A 19,263-nucleotide genomic window follows, 5' to 3' on the forward strand; every position below is an offset into this window, starting at 1 on the left:
CTAGTATCCAACCCATCTACAAGGTTGAGGAGACCTACATGCCCAAGACATGGCGTCGAGCGGCGGCCGTGGCCGCTGCCTGCGCGCTGATGACCCCCCTCGGGTTCGCAGCCGCAGACACAGACCTGGGTGATTCCCGGGACCACGTGACACCCCCCGATCTGACAACCAGCTTCGCGACCACGGGGAAGTGGTTCGTCGAACTGGAGAGCGAACCCACCAGCTCCGGAGGCTCCGAGCGGACCATCCGCGCCGAGCAGGACAAGTTCCTTGAGGAGGTGGAGCGCAAGACCATCCCGATCACCGTCAGCAGCAAGTATGAGGACCTGTTCAACGGCATGGCGGTGGAGTCCGACGCCGAGGGCGCTGCAGCGTTGCAGAACCTGCCCGGCGTCGTCGCCGTCTACCCCGTCTTCCCCGTCGAGCGCCCCGAGCCCCAGGACATCTCGCAGGACCTCTACTCGGCCGGCGACATGACCGGCGCCACCACCGTGCGCAGCGAGCTCGGATTCACCGGCGAGGGTGTCCGCGTCGGCATCATCGACTCCGGCATCGACTTCGACCACCCGGACCTCGGCGGCACCGGCACCGACGGCGGCGCCTTCCCGACCGCACGCGTCACCCACGGCTGGGACTTCGTCGGCGACGACTACAACGCCGACCCGACCTCCCCGGAGTACCAGCCCGTCCCCCGCCCCGACGCCATCCCAGACGACTGCGGCGGCCACGGCACCCACGTGGCGGGCATCGTCGGCGCCGACGGCGAACTCACCGGAATCGCGCCGGGCGTGACCTTCGGCGCCTACCGCGTCTTCGGCTGCAACGGCTCCACCGACACCGAGATCATCCTCGACGCCCTCGAGCGCGCGCTCGCCGACGGCATGGACGTCGTCAACATGTCCCTGGGCGCGGCCTTCCAGACCTGGCCCGGCTACCCCACCGGCGTGGCCTCCGACCGGCTCGTCGACGCCGGCGTCGTGGTCGTCGCCTCCGCCGGCAACGAGGGTGACTACTTCACCCAGGTCACCGGCTCCCCGAGCGTCGGCGACAAGGTGATCGGCGTCGCCTCCTACGACAACACGCAGGTGACCCTCGCCGAGATCCTGGTGAGCGACGCCGAGGGCGAGACCGAGTCCGTCGGGTTCCTGCCCGCGACCGGCTCCCCCGCGATCGACGCCTCCGTCAACGGCCAGGAACTCGCCTGGACCAGCGATCCCGAGGCCTGCACCGCTGACACGGCGGACCTGACCGGCAAGATCGCCGTCACCAGCCGCGGCACGTGCACGTTCCACGAGAAGGCGGTGGTGGCGCAGAACGCCGGCGCCTCAGCCCTCGTGATCGCCAACAACGAGGCCGGCTTCATCAACGCAACCGTCGAGGGCGAGACCGAGATCACCATCCCCGTGGTCACCGTCACGCAGGAGGCCGGAGCGCTGCTCGAGTCGATGCTGACCGACGAGGACGCCGTCGTTCCCACGGCCGTCGTCACCGGTGAGAACACCAGCACCCCCAACCCCACCGGCGGGCTCGTCTCGGACTTCTCCTCCTGGGGCCTCGCTGCCGACCTGACGCTGAAGCCGGACCTCGGCGCGCCGGGCGGCTCGATCTACTCCACCTACCCGCTCGAGAGCGGCTCCTACAAGACCGAGTCGGGCACCTCCATGGCCGCGCCGCACGTTGCCGGAGCCGTCGCGCTCATGCTGGAGGCCAACGCCGGACTGCAGCCCGCACAGGTGCTGACCGCGCTCCAGAACACCGCCACCCCGACGTTGTTCTCCTACGCCCCGTCCCTCGGGTTCCTCGACGCCGCCCACCACCAGGGCGCCGGCCTGATCCAGGTGGACAGCGCCATCCAGGCCACCGGCAGCGTCAGCCCCGGCAAGATCTCCACGGGTGAGTCGGCCGACGGCCCGTTCACGCAGACGCTGACCATCACCAACTCCTCCGACGCCGAGGTCACCTACGACCTCAGCCACGAGGACGCCGTCGCCACCTACGTGGACCCGGAGGACCCGGAGGCGACGCAGAACGCCGTCGGCTTCGCCGTCTTCGAGTCCCAGGTCACGTTCTCCGCGCCGTCGGTGACCGTGCCCGCGGGCGGCACCGCGCAGGTGGACGTCACCATCGACGCCGACCCGGAGGCCCTCGAGGTCGAGGGGTCGCAGTACAGCGGCTTCGTCGTCCTGCAGGGTGAAGAGGGCACCGAGCCCCTGACCATCCCGTTCGCCGGCATGGCCGGTGACTACGGCAACCTCGAGATCTTCCCCGGTCTCGAGATGGGGCTGCCCGCCGTCGTCGTCCTCGACGGCTGCACCGTCTGGATGGAGCAGCAGTGCATCGATCCAGACGTGGTCTTCGACTACGCGCCCGAGGACCACGTCTTCGGCGAGGGTCGCGACCTGCCCACCATCGCCCTCCACATGGCGGTTCCGGTGCTGAAGGTCGACGTCCAGGCGCTGCGGGTGGACGCCTCCGGCAACCCTGTCGAGTCCAGCGCCCTGCCCGCATTCTCCGCCGACCTGCTGGGCCGCGACGCCGGCCTCAGCCTCTGGTCGTGGGACGGCCGGGTGCAGCAGTCCGACGGACTCGTCGTCGAGGTCGAGCCGGGCGACTACGCCCTGCGCCTCGTGGCGCACGAGGCCGACGGTGACGGCGGCACCCAGGTGTGGACCTCGCCGGCGTTCGGCTACAAGAACGCCCAGCCGGAGCCGACGCCGACCCCGACGCCCACCCCGTCGCCGACCCCGACGCAGCCGAACCCGCAGGTGGACCTGTACTCCACCCCGGGATACCACCACGTCAACGGCCGCAAGTGGTTCACCGTGTGCGAGCCCTACTCGCAGACCGTGCGCTGCCGCACCAGCATCATGGCCACCACCGTGGTGCAGGAGCAGGGGCAGTACGTGGCCAAGAACGCCTGGGTGTTCAACAACCTCACCTACCTGCCCTCCGCCAAGTCGCTGTGGACCAACAATCCGCTGGGCAACGCCGGCGCCTGGACTGCCGCTGACGGCCGCAGGTGGCGCACCGAGTGCAACACCCCCACCACGGGTCGCAACGGTTGCCGCAGCTACGTGGAGTCCCGAGTGATCGAGGTGAACCCCGCCGGTGGCTTCCAGTGGACCACCAAGTGGGTGTTCAACAACATCGTCCGCTTCAGCTGAGGCACTGACGAGAAAAAGACTGCGGCCCGTCCCCTCTCGAGGGGGCGGGCCGCAGTCGTAGGTCCCGGTGGTCGAGTAGGGCGCCCAGCGCCCGTGTCGAGACAACGGTCCTCCCGTTGGTCGAGTAGGGCGCCCAGCGCCCGTGTCGAGACCCCAACCAGCCGGATCTCGACACGTCACCCGCTCGTACCTCGCGGGCTCCTACTCGATCAACGGGCGGCGGTCACTTGCCGGAGGTGCCGGCCGAACGCAGCTGCTCGCAGGCCTCGACCACGCGCTTGGCCATGCCGTTCTCGGCGGCCTTGCCCCAGGCGCGGGGGTCGTACTGCTTCTTGTTGCCGACCTCGCCGTCGATCTTCAGGACGCCGTCGTAGTTGCGGAACATGTGCTCGGCAACGGGGCGGGTGAAGGCGTACTGGGTGTCGGTGTCGATGTTCATCTTGATGACGCCGTAGTCGACCGCGTCGGAGATCTCCTGCGCGGTGGAGCCGGAGCCGCCGTGGAACACGAGGTCGAACGGGCTCTCCTTGCCGTACTTGGCGCCGACGGCCTCCTGGATCTCCTTGAGGACACCGGGACGCAGCTTGACGGCACCCGGCTTGTACACGCCGTGCACGTTGCCGAAGGTCAGGGCGGTGATGTAGCGGCCCCTCTCGCCCAGGCCGAGGGCCTCGATGGTGGCGATGCCGTCCTCGACGGTGGTGTAGAGCTTCTCGTTGATCTCGGCCATGACGCCGTCCTCCTCACCACCGACGACACCCACCTCGATCTCCAGGATGATGTTGGCGGCGGCGCAGCGCTCGAGGAGCTCGGCGGCGATCTGCAGGTTCTCCTCCATGGGAACTGCGGAACCGTCCCACATGTGGGACTGGAACAGCGGCAGGCCGCCGTTCTTGACGCGCTCCTCGGAGATTGCCAGCAGCGGACGCACGAAGCTGTCCAGCTTGTCCTTGGGGCAGTGGTCGGTGTGCAGGGCCACGTTCACCGGGTAGTTCTTGGCGACTTCCTGGGCGAAGGCCGCGAAGCCCACCGCACCCGCGATCTTGTCCTTGATGGTGGGGCCGGAGAAGTACTCGGCGCCACCGGTTGAAACCTGCAGGATGCCGTCGGAGCCCGCCTCGGTGAAGCCCTGGAGGGCTGCGTGCAGCGTCTGGGACGAGCTGACGTTGATGGCCGGGTAGGCGAACTTGCCCGCCTTGGCCGAGTCGATCATCTGGGCGTAAACCTCAGGAGTTGCAACTGGCATGGATGCCCTCTTTCCTAACAGAGACTGGGTGTTGCCAGCCTATCGCGTCGTGCCCGGAGCGAGACCGCGGGGCCACTATGCAGGAGCCGAGGCGGCTCAGAGCATGCGATCCATGTCACTGACGTCGAGACGCACCCGCCCCAGCGAGCGGGCGCTGGTGGCCGAGTCGATGGCCGAGGGCATGGCGTCGAGGAAGCTCATGGGGATCTTCGCCGCGGGTCGGCCGCCCACCTCGAGGACCAGGCTCGGCCCGGCGCCGAGGCTCGAGCCGCTGATCTTGAGGGCGCTCACCTCGGCCCAGTCGGCCCGCACCTGCCGGGGGTGGACGAACTCGATGCCACGGGCGTCGATGTGGAGGGCGTCGCCGTGACCGATGGCGGCGAGGTCCCTCTTGGCGCGACTGAGGCCGACCGCCGAGATGGTCATCCAGACCGCCGTCGAGATGGCCCACAGCACGTAGATGCCGATGATGACGCCGGTCCCCCAGCCGGGGTTGAGGAAGTAGACCACTGCCGTCAGGAACACCAGCGAGATGATCGCGGAGATGATGCGGAACCGGAGCGCGGTGCGCTGGCGCACCACCCGCTGTGCCGTCGGGAGGGGGGTGAGGCCGACGGTGAATCGCTCAGGCAGCATGGCTGCAATGCTAGCGCCGTCAGGGCTTGGGGAGGTGCTGGAGTCCCCAGTGGTACATGGCGATCGCGGCGGCGGCGCCTGCGTTCATGGAGCGGGTGGAGCCCAGTTGGGTGATGGCCACCAGACGCTCGCAGCCGGCCACCATCTCGTCCGTCAGCCCCGGCCCCTCGGATCCGAACACGAGGCAGCATCGCTCGGGCAGTTCCGCGTCCTCCAGCGGCACCGACGAGGGCAGGTTGTCCACCCCGATGGGCGTGATCCCACGCTCGGCCAGCCAACTGAAGAGGGCGGCTTCGTCGGCGTGGTGGAAGACGTGGAGGTAGCGGTCGGTGACCATGGCGCCGCGGCGGTTCCAGCGTCGTCGTCCGACGATGTGGACGCCGCCGACGTTGAAGGCGTTGGCCGTGCGGACCATGGAGCCGATGTTGAAGTCGTGCTCCCAGTTCTGGATGGCCACGTGGAGGGGCGAGCGGCGCTCGTCGAGGTCGGCGACGATGGCCTCGAGGTGCCAGTACCGGTACTGGTCGACGACGTTGCGGCGGTCACCGTCGCGCAGGAGGTCGGGGTCCAGGCGGGGATCGTCGGGCCAGGGCAGCGGGTGCGGACCGACCCCGACGGTGGGCGCCGTCGGGTCGGCCGGTTCTTCGGTACTCAGTGCGTCACTGCTGGTAGGGAGGCTGGTAGCCACCCTGCTGCGGCTGCTGCGGGGGCTGCTGCTGCGGCTGCTGCGGGGGCTGCTGCTGCGGCTGCTGCTGGTACTGCGGCTGCGGCACCGGGTTGGCCGACGGCGCGGAGTACTGCTGCTGCTGGTGCTGGCCCGGGTTGGGCAGCTGGCCCTGTCCCTGACCGGTGGGGCGCTGCGAGATCTCGCCGAAGTTCACGCCCGGAGCCTGGCGCACCTGCGGGTCGTTGACCTCGAAGTAGGTGGCCTTCTCGAAGTTGGCGAAGCCGGCGATGATGTTGCTCGGCACGGTCTCGATCTTGGTGTTGTAGTCGCGCACGTTGGCGTTGTAGAAGCGGCGCCCGGCGGCGATCCGGTCCTCGGTGTCGGTCAGCTCACGCTGCAGCTCGAGGAAGTTCACGTTCGACTTCAGCTCGGGGTAGGCCTCTACGGAGACGATCAGGCTGCGCACTGCGTTCGACAGCTCACCCTCGATGGCGGCGCGCTGCTGGTTGGGGGCGCCGTGGGCCTGGTTCGCGAGGGCGGCGGCGCTGTTGCGCAGCGACGTGACCTGCTCCAAGGTGTTGCGCTCATGGGCGGCGTAGCCACGCACCGTCTCCACCAGGTTGGGGATCAGTTCGTAGCGGCGGTTCAGCTCGACGTCGATCTGGCGCCACGACTCCTGGATCAGGTTGCGGCCCTTGATGAAGCCGTTGTACACCCCGAATCCCCAGAACACGGCGATCAGGCCGATCACCACGATCACGGCGAGGATGCCCAAGATGATTTCCATTGCAACTCCTTAACGGATGGATCAGAGCCAAGCGTACTGGGACTGTCGGTTCACAGCCCGAGATCTTCCAGACCGAGCGCGAAGCGGTACTCGAGCCCGGCGTCGGCCACCTTCTGGGCGGCCCCGGTGCCGCGGTCGACGACCACCGCGACTGCGACGACCTCTCCCCCGGCCTCCCGGACGGCCTCGACCGCCGTGAGTGCCGAGCCGCCCGTGGTGGAGGTGTCCTCGACCACCAGCACGCGGCGGCCCGCGACGTCGGTGCCCTCGATCCTGCGCTGCAGGCCGTGCTGCTTGGTGTTCTTGCGCACGACGAACGCGTCGAGGCGGCCCCCGGCGGCGGCGCGCGCGTGCAGCATGGCGGTGGCGACGGGGTCCGCGCCGAGCGTGAGTCCGCCGACGGCGTCGAAGTCGAGGTCGGCGACCAGTTCGTTCATGACGCGGCCGACGACGGGCGAGGCGGCGCCGTCGAGGGTGACGCGGCGCATGTCCACGTAGTAGTCGGCCTCCTTGCCGGAGGCGAGCGTCACGCGGCCGCGGACGACGGCGAGTTCGCCGACGGCGTCGATGAGGGTCTGCTTGTCAGTCATTTGGTCTCCGTTGAGGTCAGGACACCGAAGCCGACCGAGCGGTCCGGTGTCGGGTAGAGGTCTTCGCAGGTGGTCAGGGTGATGAGCGCCTGCGTGGGGTCCAGGTCGTCGCGTCCGGGGACCGGGTCCAGCACCCAGGCCTCGCCCTCGTCGACGGTCAGGTCCGCGGGCGCGGAGTTGATGGTGTAGGTGAAGACCTGGTGCACGCCCTCGACCAGCACCTCGTCGCCCACCTGCAACCGGCGCAGGTCGCGGAACGGCTGGGCGCCGGTGATGCACCGGCCGGCGACGGCGAAGTTGCCCACCTGCCCGGGCTGGGACGTGCCGGGGTACCAGCCGACGCCGTGGCCCAGTGACTCGTCATCGATGCCGACGGAGACGGGCCACTGCCACGACTCCCCCAGCGCCGGGATGCGCAACAGCCACTGCGCCCGTCCGGGCTCCGGATCGGCGACCAGGGTGGGTGTCTCGGGATCTGCGGGCGGCTCCTCGTCCGCCCAGCGCTGCTCCAGCTCGGCGACGGCCTCGGCGGCCGCGTCCTGCGCCGCAAAGCTGCTGCCCCAGTAGAGCCAGGTGCCCCAGCCCGCGAGGCCGAGGACCGCGACGAGCAGCACGATGCCAAGCACCAGCAACGGCGAAACGCCTTGGGAAGCGCTGCGACGGGCTCGGGACATGCACCCACCCTATTGGAGGCCCCGACTGCCGGACCACCCGCCGACCGGAGGTCTCGACACGCACGGCTCGTACCTCGCCGGACTACTCGACCGACGAGTTCGGGCTCCGCTGGTCGAGTAGCGACTGCGAGGAACGAGCGGCCGCGTGTCGAGACCCCACCGATGCCTGAACACTGGCTCAGGAGAACCAGAGCTTGCTGCCCGACGGCTCGGGCGAGGGTTCGGCGTCGGCGTCGGTGAACGGTTCGGCGTCGCTGATCCAGTTGCGCACGTCCCTGCCGTCCAACCAGCGGTACCCGAAGGGCAGCTTCCCGGACTCGCGGCGGATGCCGCCCAGGTCGGGGCGCGTGGTGGAGCCGACCAGGAGCAGGTTCCCGAACCGTTTCCCCTTGTGGACCGGGGCCTCGGCGCCCACGATGACGTGGCGCCAGCGCTCGGCGATGCCTGCGGCGACGCGCTTGGCCCACCGGAACGGGGCCCTGTCCGTGACGTTGGTGATGACCAACTCGGGGCCCCGGCCGATGCGGCGGATGTCGTCCAGCGCCTGGGCGGTGACCAGTTCGCCGGGCACTTGCGAGCCGTCGAAGGCGTCAAGGATGACTGCGTCGGCGTAGGCGTCCGGCATGGCGGTCAGGCCGCTGCGGCCGTCGACGTCGCGCACCTTGATGCCCGAGCGTGGGGGCAGCGGGAGCTTGCGGCGGACCTCGGCGGTGAGCTCGACGTCCGGCTCGCACACGATCTGCGCGGTTCCCGGGCGGCGGTGGGCCACCCAGCGCGGCACCGACATCCCCGCGCCGCCGATGTGGATGATCCGGAGTCGGTCGTCGGGCGGCAGGTCGAGGATGGTGTGGTCCAGCACCATCGCGATGTGCTGCACGTACTCGAACGCGAGGAAGTCCGGACGCGCGGGATCCACCCATGACTGCGAGGTGTCGCCGAACCTGACGGCGAAGGCTCCCGGGACGGTGTCGTCGGGGACGAGGCGGTCGGGCATGGCCGAAGACTACCGTCGCGGTGAAGCAGTGGCCACGTACCCATTGCCGCCGCCCATTGCCCGGCGTAGCGTGAAACGCAAGATCCGGGGTCCGCCGTGGATCCCGCCTCAACGAGGAGGAATGACTGTGAAGCTATTGCGTACCGTCATGGCGATCCTGGCCACCGCCGCCACCATGCTCACTCTCGGTGCCGTGAACACCGCCCGGGCCGACGTCTACACCCAGCCCGGCGGTCACGCCGTCAACGGTCGTCTCTGGCAGACCGAGTGCAGCATGTACTCCAGCACCGTCGTGCGCTGCCGCACCGACATCTGGGCCACGCAGGTCAAGTACCAGGGCGGCCACTACGTCCGCGTCACGGACTGGGCCTTCAACAACCTCACCTACCTGCCGTCACCCCGGGGACAGTGGGCGAACAACCCGCTCGGGAAGACCGGGACCTGGACTGCCACCGACGGTCGCCAGTGGCGCACGGTCTGTGACACCCCCGAGACCGGCTCCAACGCCTGCCGCAGCTACGTGATGGCACGCGTGGCATCCGCGACGGCGACGCCGTCGGGCTGGTCCTACTCGGTTGAGTCCAAGTGGGTCTTCAACAACATCGTGGTGTTCTCGACGGCGTCGCGGCCACCGGTGCACGACGTGCCGCCGAGCGTCCTGGAGACTGCGAAGCTCAGCCACGGCGGATTCGGGCCGCTGGCGGTCGGGGCGAGCCTGGTCGACCTCGCGCGACTCGGATACGTCGAGCACAACACCTCCGACGTGTGTGACTACTACGAGGTCTCCGACGAGGTGGCAGACCTCGGCCTGGCCATCGTCGCCAACGGCCACACGCTGGACGTCCTGATCGCCACCACGGCGGCGGTGGAGACCACCCTCGGGGTGAAGGTCGGCCAGACCTACACCCAGGCCAACACGGCGTACTCCGCCGGCGGCTACACGTGGGAGCACGAGACCAAGGACGGCTACCAGCCCGTCTACGTCTACAAGGTGGTCAACGGCACCAGGGAGATGCTGTTCCTCGACGACTTCGAGGCCACCTCCCTGCCGGACTCCAACACACCGATCGGGATGATCATCGTGCGGCAGGCGTCCAACACCCTGATGTGGGACGGCTGCTGAGCCCGTGGCCCACCCCGCTGGTCGAGTAGCTCGCCCAGCGAGCGTGTCGAGACCTAACGAAGCCCCAGAAGGTCTCGACACGGGCGCCGGGCGCCCTACTCGACCAACGCCTGAACGGAGGAGATGCCCGACCAACGGTGGAGCGGCCCACCCCGCTGGTCGAGTAGCTCGCCCCGCGACGTGTCGAGACCTAACGAAGCCCCAGAAGGTCTCGACACGGGCGCCGGGCGCCCTACTCGACCAACGCCTGAACGGCCGAGCCCTCGGTGGTCGAGTACCTCGACCACCGCTCAACGGTCGACGATTCAAGCCACCCCGACGACGTGGCCGACCACCTCGGAGTGGCCGGTCACCGGGGCCGCCACCAGGTCACCGAGCTGGTCCGCGGTCGCAGCGCCACAACGCAGTAGCAGGGCCGCCAGCACCACGCCGGCGGCCCTGTCCCCGCCGTCGGCGATCTTCACCGCCACGCCGCGACCGTCCGGGAGTCCCGCCGCGAACACGCCGTCGGCACCGCTCTTGGCGATCAGTCCCGGGACCCGCTGCATGAACTGGGTGGTGCGCCGCCCGCTGCCGGCGAGCAGTTCGGGATTGGCGCGCACGGCGTCGGCCACCCGGAACTGCAGCCCGGAGCGGGCACCGGCGATCCGTCCGTAGGTCCGCGCCAGACCGGCGATGGCGAACGCGTACACGGGCACGCCGCAGCCGTCGACGCCGATGGCCGAAACCTGCTCGTCGGCCAGGTCGTGGGTGGTCTCCCGCACGAGTCGTTGGAACGGGTGCGCGGGGTCGTCGTAGGAGCCGAGCTCCCACCCACCGGCGACGGTGCCTGCGAGCATCACGGCGTGGTTGCCGGAGCAGCCCTGGGCGATGCTCTCGGGCCCCCGACCGCTGCGGATCCACTCGGCCGCTGCGGAGGGGTCGCCGGGCAGGCCGGGGACGTTGCGCAGGGCCGACTCGTCGAGGCCGACGGCGTCCAGCGCGTCGCGGGTGGCCTGCAGGTGCGCCGGCGCGCCCATGTGCGAGGCGCAGCCGATGGCCAGTGCCGGGGCTGACGGGGCGGCGCCGGCCCGCAGCGCCGCGACGGCGTGGATCGGCTTGTTGGCCGAGCGGGGGAAGACCTGGGTGGCAGGGTCCCCGAGGGCGAACTCGACGGTGCCGTCGGGCGCGGTGACCACCCCCAGTCCGTGGTGCAAGGACTCGAGGAAGCCGCTGCGGATGACGTGCGCGACTACCGGCGCGGCTGCAAGGCTCATCCCCGCAGGCTAGCGCGGGCGGGAATCGTCGGGTGAGCCTAGACTCGTCGCCGTCGAGCGGATACGGAGCGTGATGGGAACCAAGGGGCTGAACCGGAGGATTCTGGCGTTGGCCGTACCCGCGTTCGCGGCCCTGGTGGCCCAGCCGCTGTTCCTGCTCGCCGACACCGCCATCGTCGGACGGCTCGGCACCCTTCCGTTGGCGGGACTGGGTGCGGGCGCCACCATCACCTCGACCGTCGTCGGTCTCGCGATCTTCCTGGCCTACGGCTCGACGGCGGTGGTCTCGCGGCAGCTCGGGGGCGGCAACCGACGCCGCGCGCTCGAGTTGGGCGTGCAGGCCATGTGGCTTGCGCTCGCGCTGGCTGTCGCCGTCGGGTGGCTGGTGTGGTTGGCCGCTCCCCAACTCGTGGGCTGGCTGGGCGCCACCGGCGAGGTGCACGGCCACGCCGTCGCGTACGCGCGGTGGTCGCTGCCCGGATTGCCGGGGATGCTGCTGATGCTGGCCGCCACCGGGACGCTGCGCGGTCTCGCGGACGCCAGGACCCCGCTCGTGCTCGCGGTGTCCGCCGCCGGGATCAACGTCGTCCTCGACCTCGTGTTCGTGTTCGGGCTGCACATGGGCGTGGCGGGATCGGGCTTCGCCACCGCCGTCGCCGAGACCCTGATGGGCACGACCGCGGCGCTCGTCGTCGCCCGGGGCGCGCGCCGGGAGGGTGCCTCGCTGCGGCCGAGCCTCGCCGGGATGAGATCCAGCCTGAAGGTCGGGGCGCCGCTGCTGATGCGAACACTGACGCTGCGGCTCGCGTTGGTGCTGACCACGTGGGTGGCCGCCAACAAGGGGGCGGTCGCCCTCGCGGGCCACCAGGTCACCTACAACGTGTGGGGCTTCCTCTCCTACGCCCTCGACGCGCTCGGGATCGCCGGACAGACGCTGATCGGGATGGCGCTCGGCGCCGGCGACGTCGACGAGGCCCGCGCCGTCACCCGTCGGATGCTGTGGTGGTCGCTGGGCGCCGGGGTGGCGCTGGGTCTGCTGACGATCCTCGCCCGGCAGCCGATCGCCGCGCTGTTCAGCCCCGAGGTCGAGGTTCGCAACGCCGTCGCCGCGTCTCTGGTGGTGGTCGGCGCCACCCTCACGCTCACCGCGTACGTGTGCCTGATGGACGGCGTCCTGATCGGCGCCGGCGACGGGCCGTTCCTGGCCCGGGCAGGGGTGTTCACGCTCGTGGTCTACGCACCGCTGGCTGTGCTGGTCGCGTTCGTCGGCCCCGACGGCGGCGCCGGCCTGGCGTGGCTGTGGGTCGCCTACGGCGTCGCGTTCATGGGCGCCCGGGCGCTGACGCTGTGGCTGCGGCAGCGCGGGGGCGCGTGGCTGGTCACCGGGGCCTGAGAACCCGACCCCGGGTGGCGCCGGAGCGCCCTACCTGACCGGGGAGATCACAAGCTCGTTGACACAGACATGGCGGGGTTGGTCGATGACCATTCCCACGGCCGCAGCGACGTCCTTCGGGGTCAACATGGTCTTGCGCGCCTCGGCACCGGGAACGTTCGGACGCATCTCCAGGAACTCGGAGTCGATGTCACCGGGCACAACCGCCGTCGCCCGGATCCCTGAGCGGCCCTCCGTGGAGTTGATGTGCTCTGGGAGGGTGCTCATCCCCTTCTTGCTGGCGCTGTAGACGACGCCGGCATCCGGCGCGTGCTGCCAGGCGGAGAGCGACGATACGTAGATCAGCGTGCCCTTCCCGATTCCGCGCATCCCGGGGAGGACGAGGGAGGTGGCTGTTGTGGGGGCAATCAGGTTGGTGGCGTACACCTGCTGGGATTCGACCGGGTCCATGTCGGCCCAGTACCTGCGCGGGGTGTTCAGGCCAGCTGCAAAGACAAGGACTTCAACCTCGCCGATGTCTGCCACGATCGCCGCATGCACGGCCTCCATCGCGGTTGCATCAGTCACGTCCAACGGGTGTGGGACCAACCTCCCGCTCCCCGGCGCTGCGCCGGCCGCTTGGACCTCACGCAGGGTCTGCTCAAGTCGATCGGCTCGCCGCCCGGAAAGAGCTACCGCGTAGCCCCGCCTGTGGAGCTCGTGGACGAGCGCGGCGCCAACCCCGCTCCCGGCGCCGATCACCCACGCCGCCGGTGGCCTCGAATCGGTGACCTCGTGTGCAGCACTCATCTGGTTCCTCACTTCGCCCGACATGTTAGTATCATTAATCAGCTTAGTATGCTTCGGCGCGGAGGCGATCATGGAACTTGGACTGAATGGGCGTGTGGCAGTTGTCACGGGGGCCAGCCGTGGGATCGGCACGGCAATCCTCCGCTCCCTGCGTGACGAGGGGGCAACGGTGGTCAACCTCGACATCCGCAGCCCCGGGTCAGGCCGCGTGGGAGATCTCGATCTCACGTGTGACGTCACCTCCCCCAGCGAAGTCGAGTCTGCAGTCTCCGAGATCGACGACACCTACGGACGCATTGACGTCCTCGTGAACAACGCCGGCATCATGGTCGAGGCCCCCGCCGAGTCGATCGAGATGGCCGTATGGCGACGCGTCTTCGAGGTCAACGTCGAGGGCGTCCTGAACATGTGTCAAGCCGTGGCCCCGATCATGAAACGGCAAGCCTGGGGACGGATCGTGAACGCGGCTTCATTCGCCGCGATCGTGCCTTCCGTCGGGTCCTCCGCATACGCGGCATCGAAAGCTGCGGTCGTCCAGTTGAGTCGGACACTGGCCAGCGAACTGGGGCCTTGGGGCATCACGGTCAATTCCTACGCACCCGGAATGGTTCCCACCGAGATGAACGGCTTCGAGGGCCTGGCTCCGGCCATGCGGGACGCGAAACTCGACCAGCTCGCGATCCGCCGGTGGGGCACCCCCGAGGAGGTGGCCCAGGCGGTCACCTTCCTGGCCAGTGAGTGCGCTGGGTACATCACCGGCTCCCTTCTGGACGTCAGCGGCGGCAAGCTGGCAACCCAGTCACCTTCCACCGCTTACGCAGCCCCCTACGCCGGAGGCGCATAGCGCTGTCGAGCCACGGAGCAGTTAGGTTCAACGCTGTGAACACCTCCAAGCACGATGCGTCGGCACGCGAACGGCGCGTGACGCGCATGGGCTCTGGTCTCCACGGCCAGATCGTGAACACACTCGGGCAGGAGATCATCGACGGATCCGCAGCGACCGGCTCCTTGATGAACGCAGACGAACTGGTGGAGCGCTTCGGCGTCTCCCGTTCGGTCGTGCGCGAGGCGCTGAGGACCTTGGGTTCCCTGGGGCTGGTTGAGGCACGCCCCCAGGTCGGGACACGGGTGCTCCCTCCCGAAGCGTGGGATCTTCTCAGTCCACAGGTCGTCACGTGGCGCGCGAGGGGCCTCCAGTACGAGAGCCAACTGCGCGAACTGCTCGAACTTCGCCACGGAGTTGAGTCGAGCGCCGCCGAACTTGCCGCGCGGCGCGCTTCCGACGAGAGCGGCACCCAGCTGGTTGAGCTCGCAGCCCACATGCGTGCAGCCTTTGAGGCCGGCAATGCTGACCAGTTCTACGCACACGACGCCGAGTTCCACCGACTGGTGCTCAAGAGCGCCGGCAACATCGTCATTGCGCAGCTCGCCGAGACGATCTCGGCTGCATTCAACGCACGCCGGAACAACCGAAGCAGCCCGGGCGCGCACACGGTCAGCGCTGAGGCCGTCGCCCAGCACGAGGAACTCGCGAACGCGATCCGGGGACGGGACGAGCGGGGCGCCAACCAGGCAGTCCGCGATCTCGTCCTTCATTCCATTCGCGAATTGGAGGACCAGCAGGAGGTCACCCGACGCCTCAGTGCGGCACTCCAAGCTGCTCGCGATGCCCGCGCGGAGGCTCGCTGACCCTCAGCCGTCGAGGAATCGCACCATGTTGTTGAACACCCACGCGTTGGCGCGGTAGTAGCGCCACGTGCCGTCGGCATTCCGCGCGGAGTGCACCATGCCGTAGGTCAAGACGTAACTGCGGCAGCCCCCGCGGCCGGTGGCCGGGGTGTCGCACTCGGTGCGCCACGGCCGTCCCGACGACGTGAACTCGCCGGTGCGCGCCAGCGGGTTGGTTCCCCACTGCGCGCGGGTCATCAGGGGCAGGTAGGTCAGGTTGTTGAACACCCAGTCGAACCTCTTGACGTAGCGGCGGCCGTCGAAGGTGACGGTGGTGGCCTTGATCTCGGTGGTGCAGCGCCGGGTCTGCGAGTAGGCCTCGCAGTCGGTGCGCCACTCGCGGCCGTTGACCTGGTGGTAGCCGGGGATGACGTAGAGGTCGCGCGCGGCGTCGGGCTTCCACGTCATCAGCGGGACGGCTGCCCACTCCCGGAACGGTCCGGCGACCAGGGCGTCGATGAGGGCCCGCCGCTCGGCCCCCTTAACCGAGGTGGAGCCGGAGGCATAGCCGGGCGCGCTCGGGTTGGCGTAGCTGTAGCCGGACCAGCCGATCCCGAGCGCAGTAGCGGCGTTGGCCTGGCGCAGGGACTCGGCGACGGTGTTCAGGTACAGCGCCGGCCCCGAGACCATCAGCCGGCCCGTCTCCTCCTGCAGGTCAGCGAGGAACACGTTCCAGGAGCGGAACTGCGCTGCCTGGGTGCTGTTGGACTCGCGCTTGTAGTTCATCAGCACCACGACGTCGACCAGGCCGTTGCGGGCCCACCCGCGCCAGTCCTGGAAGACGGCGCGGTAGGGGTCGGTCGCCTCCCAGCTGCGGGTGCTCGATGGGCCGTAGCCGTAGGAGATGCCGTTGACCGAGAGGACGGTGGAGGGCGCGGTCCGGTCGATCGCGCGCTTGATCTTGGTGACGGTGGCGGTCACCTGCTGGCGTCGGAAGTTGGAGAAGGCGGCGTCGGTGGCCAGGGGCGTCTCCGTCGTGCCGGTGGCGGCGTGGAACCGCTGCAGCGACGTCGCTGAGTAGCCCCACTGGTTTGCGCCGCCGGTGCTGTGGTCCGGGTAGCGGATGTAGTCCAGGTTGATGCCGTCGACGTTGTAGTTCTCGACGATGGAGGCCACCTTTGCCGCGATGTAGTCCTGCGCCGCGGGGTTGCCCAGGTCGAGGTAGGTGGCTGCGCCGTCGACCCGCTCCACCCCGTCGCTGCGCTTGTTCATCCAGCGGTTGGCTCCGGAGGCCGAGGGGCCGTTGGTATTGAAGACGTGGTTGGGGCTGGCCGGCGCGGCCGTGGCGCTCCACATGGTGCCGACGTTGACCCAGGCGTGCACCTCGAGACCGGCCGCGTGGCCCTGCCGGATGACCTCGGCCAACGGGTCGTAGCCCGCAGCGAGGCCGCTGTCGGTGGCGCGCGGGAAGTCGGAGTTGTTGCAGAAGCACTCGTAGCGCCGCACCACCTGCACGATCAGCACGTTCGCGTTGGCGGCCCTGGCGTCGGCCACCACCTGCTTCACCTGCTGCGCGTTGAAGATGCCCGGGTTCAGGGTGTCCACCCAGAACGAGCGCCACTGCGCCGTGGCGGCGGCCGCGGGTGGGGCGGCTATCACGCCGGCGACGAGCACCAGCGCGGCAATCAGTGCGGTCAGGATCTTCTTCATCGCAGTTCCTCTCGGTGACCTGCGATCAGGATCCCTCCTGGCACCCGTCACCGCAAGGGGTCAGCCCGCCTCACGCGGCGGCGAGGAGCTCGTCGTCGGCCAACTGTCGGGCGGCGAGCCGCGCGAAGGCCCCACCCGAGGAGCGCAGCTCGACGGCGGTGCCGCGCTCGACGACGGCGCCGGCATCCAGCACCGCCACCTGGTCGGCGTTCTCGACGGTGGACAGGCGGTGGGCGATCGTCAGCGTGGTGCGACCCTCCGCGAGCCGGTCGAGTGCGGCCTGCACCTCGGCCTCGGTGGTGTTGTCCAGGGCGCTGGTTGCCTCGTCGAGGACGAGCACCCGGGGGTTGCGCAGGATGGTGCGTGCGATGGCGAGGCGCTGCTGCTCACCACCGGAGAACCGGTGGCCGCGGGCCCCGACGAGGGTGTCCAGACCGTCCGGGAGTCCGGCCACGAGGGTCGCGATCCGCGCGGAGGACAGGGCGTCCCACAGCTCGTCGTCGTCGGCTTCGGGGGCGGCCAGCAGGAGGTTCTCGCGAACTGTGGCGTGCACGAGGTAGGTCTCCTGGCTGACGACTCCGACGATGCCGGCCAGGTCGTCGGGGTGGAGGTGGCGCACGTCGATGCCGTCGATGGTGATGCGCCCGGAGGTGGCGTCGTGGAGGCGCGGGATCAGCGAGCCGAGCGTCGACTTGCCGGAGCCCGTGGGCCCGACCACGGCGGTGGTGGTCCCGGCGGGGACGGTCAGGTCGATGCCGCGCAGCACCGGGGCGCCGTCGCCGTAGGCGAAGCGGACGTCCTCGAAGCGGACCTCGCCGCGCACGGTGGCCGGGTCGATGCGGACCGGGTCCACCGGCGGCTGCACCTCGGGGACCAGGTCCAGGTACTCGAAGATGCGGCTGAACAGGGCCATCGCGGTGACCCACTGGACGCCGACGTTGAGCAGGCCCATGACAGGGCGGAAGATCGTTGCCTGCAGCGCGGTGAAGGCCACCAGGGTGCCGATGGTCATGCCGCCGGAGACCGCCGGGTAGCCGGCGGCCAGGTAGATGGCCGCCGGAATGGCGGCGAAGACGATGCCCATCGTCGCCATGCGCCACTGGCCCGCGAGCTGCGAGCGCATCTCGAGGTCGATCAACCGCTCCGAGGAGTCGGTGAACGCGCCGGCGTTGCGGTCGGTGGTGCCCAGCGTCTTCGCGAGGCGGACGCCGGAGACCGACAGCCCCTCCTCCACCAGCGTGTGCAGGTTCGCGAGCTCGGCCTGGCGCTTGCTGGTGATGTCGCGGCGCAGCAGCGCCACGCGACGGCTCAGCCAGATGGCCGGCGGGAGCACGAACAGGGAGATCAGGGAGAGCCTGGGCGAGAGCGCAACCATGGCGACGGCCGTGGCCACCGCCGTCGTCAGGTTGGACGCCACGGAGGTGGCGGTGCTGGTGACCACCGACTGCATGCCGGAGATGTCGTGGGTGAGCCGGGACTGTACGTCGCCGCCGCGGGTGCGGGTGAAGAACCCCAGGGACTGGCCCTGGAGGTGGGTGAAGAGCTTGGTGCGCAGGGCGTGCATGACCTGCTGCCCCATGCGCGTGGCGAGCCAGGTCTGGACCACGCCGATGACGGCGGTGACGGCCGCGACGGCGATCATCGCGCCGACGAGCCACCCGAGCAGCCCGACGTCCCGGTTGGGCAGTGCGTCGTCGATGACGCCCCTGACGAGGAACGGCTGCGCGAGCCCGACCACGGAGGACGCGCTGATGAGGAGCACGACCACGAGGATCGTGAGCTTGTGGGGCCCGAAGAGCGCAGCGATACGGCGCACGTCGACGGGGTGTTGTTCGAGTTGGCGCTTGTCGGCCTGACTGACGCGCGCGGGTCCGCGCCCGCCGCCCTGGCCCTCGCCGGGAGTGTGGTTCGGAGCTGCCATGAGGCATCACCTCCTGCAAGATGGCATGGATTCGTCCCCATGCATTACTGAGGTTACCTCACAATGAGGCAGGCGGTCAAGTTGCTAGGCTGTCCCCATGGGCAGTGACCACCGCGACGTTGAGCCGTCGAGCGACCTCGGCTCGCTGCTGCACGCCGCCTTCCGGGGCCTGCGGCACTCGTGGACCGAGCAACTCGCGCCGTGGGAGGTCACCCCCTTCCAGTGGCGCGCCCTGCACACCATCATGCGCATGGACGACGGCGTGCGCCTGGGTGTCATCGCCGAGCGCTTGCGCATCGCGCCCCGGTCCGCGACCGAAGTGGTGGACCAGTTGGAGGCGCGCGGACTGGTGCGGCGCGCGCCTGACCCGAGCGACCGCCGGGCGATCATCGTCGAGCCCACACCTGAGGGGCTGCAGTTGCACGACGCGGTGATGGCCGAGCGGCGCGAGCGGGCAGACGAGTACTTCGCCGCGCTGTCGCCCAGCGAGCAGGACCAACTCGCCAAGCTCCTCTCCCGCCTGCCCCCGACGGGCTGAATCGAGTCAACTGTTCGCCTCTGGGCCCGTCCAAGGTCGACGAATGAACAGTTGAGCAGATTCGCCCGGGCCAACCCGTAGGCTTCGCGCAACGTCTCCCACCCCTG

At 69.5% G+C, this 19,263-nt stretch carries 17 protein-coding genes; 6 read left to right on the forward strand and 11 right to left on the reverse strand.

Going from position 1 to position 19,263, the window contains the following annotated elements:
* Positions 1 to 38: 38 nt before the first annotated feature.
* Positions 39 to 3,164, forward strand: a complete 3,126-nt coding sequence (locus FOJ82_RS04900) for a S8 family serine peptidase (protein ID WP_143937285.1) — start codon at positions 39 to 41, stop codon at positions 3,162 to 3,164.
* Between the two features lie 223 nt (positions 3,165 to 3,387).
* Here the strand turns inward: FOJ82_RS04900 and fbaA are convergent, their stop codons facing one another.
* From fbaA to FOJ82_RS04935, 7 genes are all read right to left on the reverse strand, one after another.
* Entirely contained in the window at positions 3,388 to 4,410 is a 1,023-nt protein-coding gene (gene fbaA / locus FOJ82_RS04905; protein ID WP_143937286.1) for a class II fructose-bisphosphate aldolase, read from the reverse strand.
* Positions 4,411 to 4,506: 96 nt separating this feature from the next.
* Positions 4,507 to 5,046: a hypothetical protein gene (locus FOJ82_RS04910; RefSeq protein ID WP_143937287.1), complete on the reverse strand. Its 540-nt coding sequence runs from the start codon at positions 5,044 to 5,046 to the stop codon at positions 4,507 to 4,509.
* 19 nt (positions 5,047 to 5,065) lie between these two features.
* Positions 5,066 to 5,701: a TrmH family RNA methyltransferase gene (locus FOJ82_RS04915; RefSeq protein WP_185975637.1), complete on the reverse strand. Its 636-nt coding sequence runs from the start codon at positions 5,699 to 5,701 to the stop codon at positions 5,066 to 5,068.
* Positions 5,702 to 5,705: 4 nt separating this feature from the next.
* Positions 5,706 to 6,500: a LemA family protein gene (locus tag FOJ82_RS04920; protein ID WP_143937289.1), complete on the reverse strand. Its 795-nt coding sequence runs from the start codon at positions 6,498 to 6,500 to the stop codon at positions 5,706 to 5,708.
* A gap of 50 nt (positions 6,501 to 6,550) precedes the next feature.
* Entirely contained in the window at positions 6,551 to 7,090 is a 540-nt protein-coding gene (pyrE, locus tag FOJ82_RS04925) for an orotate phosphoribosyltransferase (RefSeq protein ID WP_143937290.1), read from the reverse strand.
* Positions 7,087 to 7,764: a class E sortase gene (locus FOJ82_RS04930; RefSeq protein ID WP_143937291.1), complete on the reverse strand. Its 678-nt coding sequence runs from the start codon at positions 7,762 to 7,764 to the stop codon at positions 7,087 to 7,089. Before FOJ82_RS04930 ends, pyrE begins: the two co-directional genes overlap by 4 nt.
* A gap of 178 nt (positions 7,765 to 7,942) precedes the next feature.
* A complete protein-coding gene (locus FOJ82_RS04935) occupies positions 7,943 to 8,758 on the reverse strand; it encodes a spermidine synthase (RefSeq protein WP_143937292.1) in 816 nt (271 codons plus the stop codon).
* Positions 8,759 to 8,879: 121 nt separating this feature from the next.
* On the opposite strand from FOJ82_RS04935, the gene FOJ82_RS04940 reads away from it, so the two are divergent.
* Positions 8,880 to 9,881 (forward strand): hypothetical protein, encoded by a 1,002-nt coding sequence (locus FOJ82_RS04940; RefSeq protein WP_185975622.1) that lies wholly within the window; start codon positions 8,880 to 8,882, stop codon positions 9,879 to 9,881.
* 305 nt (positions 9,882 to 10,186) lie between these two features.
* On the opposite strand, the gene FOJ82_RS04945 is transcribed toward FOJ82_RS04940, so the two are convergent.
* Complete coding sequence (locus tag FOJ82_RS04945; protein ID WP_143937294.1) at positions 10,187 to 11,137, reverse strand: asparaginase; 951 nt, start codon at positions 11,135 to 11,137, stop codon at positions 10,187 to 10,189.
* A gap of 73 nt (positions 11,138 to 11,210) precedes the next feature.
* On the opposite strand from FOJ82_RS04945, the gene FOJ82_RS04950 reads away from it, so the two are divergent.
* Positions 11,211 to 12,530 (forward strand): MATE family efflux transporter, encoded by a 1,320-nt coding sequence (locus FOJ82_RS04950; protein ID WP_143937417.1) that lies wholly within the window; start codon positions 11,211 to 11,213, stop codon positions 12,528 to 12,530.
* Between the two features lie 30 nt (positions 12,531 to 12,560).
* On the opposite strand, the gene FOJ82_RS04955 is transcribed toward FOJ82_RS04950, so the two are convergent.
* Positions 12,561 to 13,343 carry an SDR family oxidoreductase gene (locus FOJ82_RS04955; RefSeq protein WP_185975623.1) on the reverse strand — a complete coding sequence of 261 codons (783 nt, stop codon included), beginning with the start codon at positions 13,341 to 13,343 and terminating at the stop codon, positions 12,561 to 12,563.
* Positions 13,344 to 13,413: 70 nt separating this feature from the next.
* On the opposite strand from FOJ82_RS04955, the gene FOJ82_RS04960 reads away from it, so the two are divergent.
* Complete coding sequence (locus tag FOJ82_RS04960) at positions 13,414 to 14,163, forward strand: SDR family NAD(P)-dependent oxidoreductase (RefSeq protein WP_246099748.1); 750 nt, start codon at positions 13,414 to 13,416, stop codon at positions 14,161 to 14,163.
* Between the two features lie 35 nt (positions 14,164 to 14,198).
* On the forward strand, positions 14,199 to 15,008 hold the full coding sequence (locus tag FOJ82_RS04965; protein ID WP_143937297.1) for a FadR/GntR family transcriptional regulator: 810 nt from the start codon (positions 14,199 to 14,201) through the stop codon (positions 15,006 to 15,008).
* Between the two features lie 3 nt (positions 15,009 to 15,011).
* Here FOJ82_RS04965 and FOJ82_RS04970 read toward each other — a convergent pair whose 3' ends face one another.
* Together FOJ82_RS04970 and FOJ82_RS04975 are read right to left on the reverse strand one after the other, a co-directional pair.
* Complete coding sequence (locus tag FOJ82_RS04970; RefSeq protein WP_143937298.1) at positions 15,012 to 16,697, reverse strand: glycoside hydrolase family 10-like protein; 1,686 nt, start codon at positions 16,695 to 16,697, stop codon at positions 15,012 to 15,014.
* A 70-nt stretch (positions 16,698 to 16,767) separates the two neighbouring features.
* Positions 16,768 to 18,618, reverse strand: coding sequence for an ABC transporter ATP-binding protein (locus tag FOJ82_RS04975; protein WP_143937299.1), 1,851 nt, complete (start codon positions 18,616 to 18,618; stop codon positions 16,768 to 16,770).
* Positions 18,619 to 18,715: 97 nt separating this feature from the next.
* Here FOJ82_RS04975 and FOJ82_RS04980 point away from each other — a divergent pair, with 97 nt between their 5' ends.
* On the forward strand, positions 18,716 to 19,156 hold the full coding sequence (locus FOJ82_RS04980; RefSeq protein WP_143937300.1) for a MarR family winged helix-turn-helix transcriptional regulator: 441 nt from the start codon (positions 18,716 to 18,718) through the stop codon (positions 19,154 to 19,156).
* The last annotated feature ends 107 nt before the right edge of the window (positions 19,157 to 19,263 follow it).

This window comes from Tessaracoccus rhinocerotis, assembly GCF_007197885.1.
GTDB classification, from domain to species: Bacteria; Actinomycetota; Actinomycetes; order Propionibacteriales; family Propionibacteriaceae; genus Arachnia; species Arachnia rhinocerotis.

Excerpts from the sequence above, each read along its gene's own strand:
- FOJ82_RS04900 (WP_143937285.1), top strand. The coding sequence starts at position 39 with ATGCCCAAGACATGGCGTCGAGCGGCGGCCGTGGCCGCTGCCTGCGCG.
- fbaA (WP_143937286.1), bottom strand. The coding sequence starts at position 4,410 with ATGCCAGTTGCAACTCCTGAGGTTTACGCCCAGATGATCGACTCGGCC.
- FOJ82_RS04910 (WP_143937287.1), bottom strand. The coding sequence starts at position 5,046 with ATGCTGCCTGAGCGATTCACCGTCGGCCTCACCCCCCTCCCGACGGCA.
- FOJ82_RS04920 (WP_143937289.1), bottom strand. The coding sequence starts at position 6,500 with ATGGAAATCATCTTGGGCATCCTCGCCGTGATCGTGGTGATCGGCCTG.
- pyrE (WP_143937290.1), bottom strand. The coding sequence starts at position 7,090 with ATGACTGACAAGCAGACCCTCATCGACGCCGTCGGCGAACTCGCCGTC.
- FOJ82_RS04930 (WP_143937291.1), bottom strand. The coding sequence starts at position 7,764 with ATGTCCCGAGCCCGTCGCAGCGCTTCCCAAGGCGTTTCGCCGTTGCTG.
- FOJ82_RS04935 (WP_143937292.1), bottom strand. The coding sequence starts at position 8,758 with ATGCCCGACCGCCTCGTCCCCGACGACACCGTCCCGGGAGCCTTCGCC.
- FOJ82_RS04940 (WP_185975622.1), top strand. The coding sequence starts at position 8,880 with ATGACTGTGAAGCTATTGCGTACCGTCATGGCGATCCTGGCCACCGCC.
- FOJ82_RS04945 (WP_143937294.1), bottom strand. The coding sequence starts at position 11,137 with ATGAGCCTTGCAGCCGCGCCGGTAGTCGCGCACGTCATCCGCAGCGGC.
- FOJ82_RS04950 (WP_143937417.1), top strand. The coding sequence starts at position 11,211 with ATGGGAACCAAGGGGCTGAACCGGAGGATTCTGGCGTTGGCCGTACCC.
- FOJ82_RS04955 (WP_185975623.1), bottom strand. The coding sequence starts at position 13,343 with ATGTCGGGCGAAGTGAGGAACCAGATGAGTGCTGCACACGAGGTCACC.
- FOJ82_RS04970 (WP_143937298.1), bottom strand. The coding sequence starts at position 16,697 with ATGAAGAAGATCCTGACCGCACTGATTGCCGCGCTGGTGCTCGTCGCC.
- FOJ82_RS04975 (WP_143937299.1), bottom strand. The coding sequence starts at position 18,618 with ATGGCAGCTCCGAACCACACTCCCGGCGAGGGCCAGGGCGGCGGGCGC.
- FOJ82_RS04980 (WP_143937300.1), top strand. The coding sequence starts at position 18,716 with ATGGGCAGTGACCACCGCGACGTTGAGCCGTCGAGCGACCTCGGCTCG.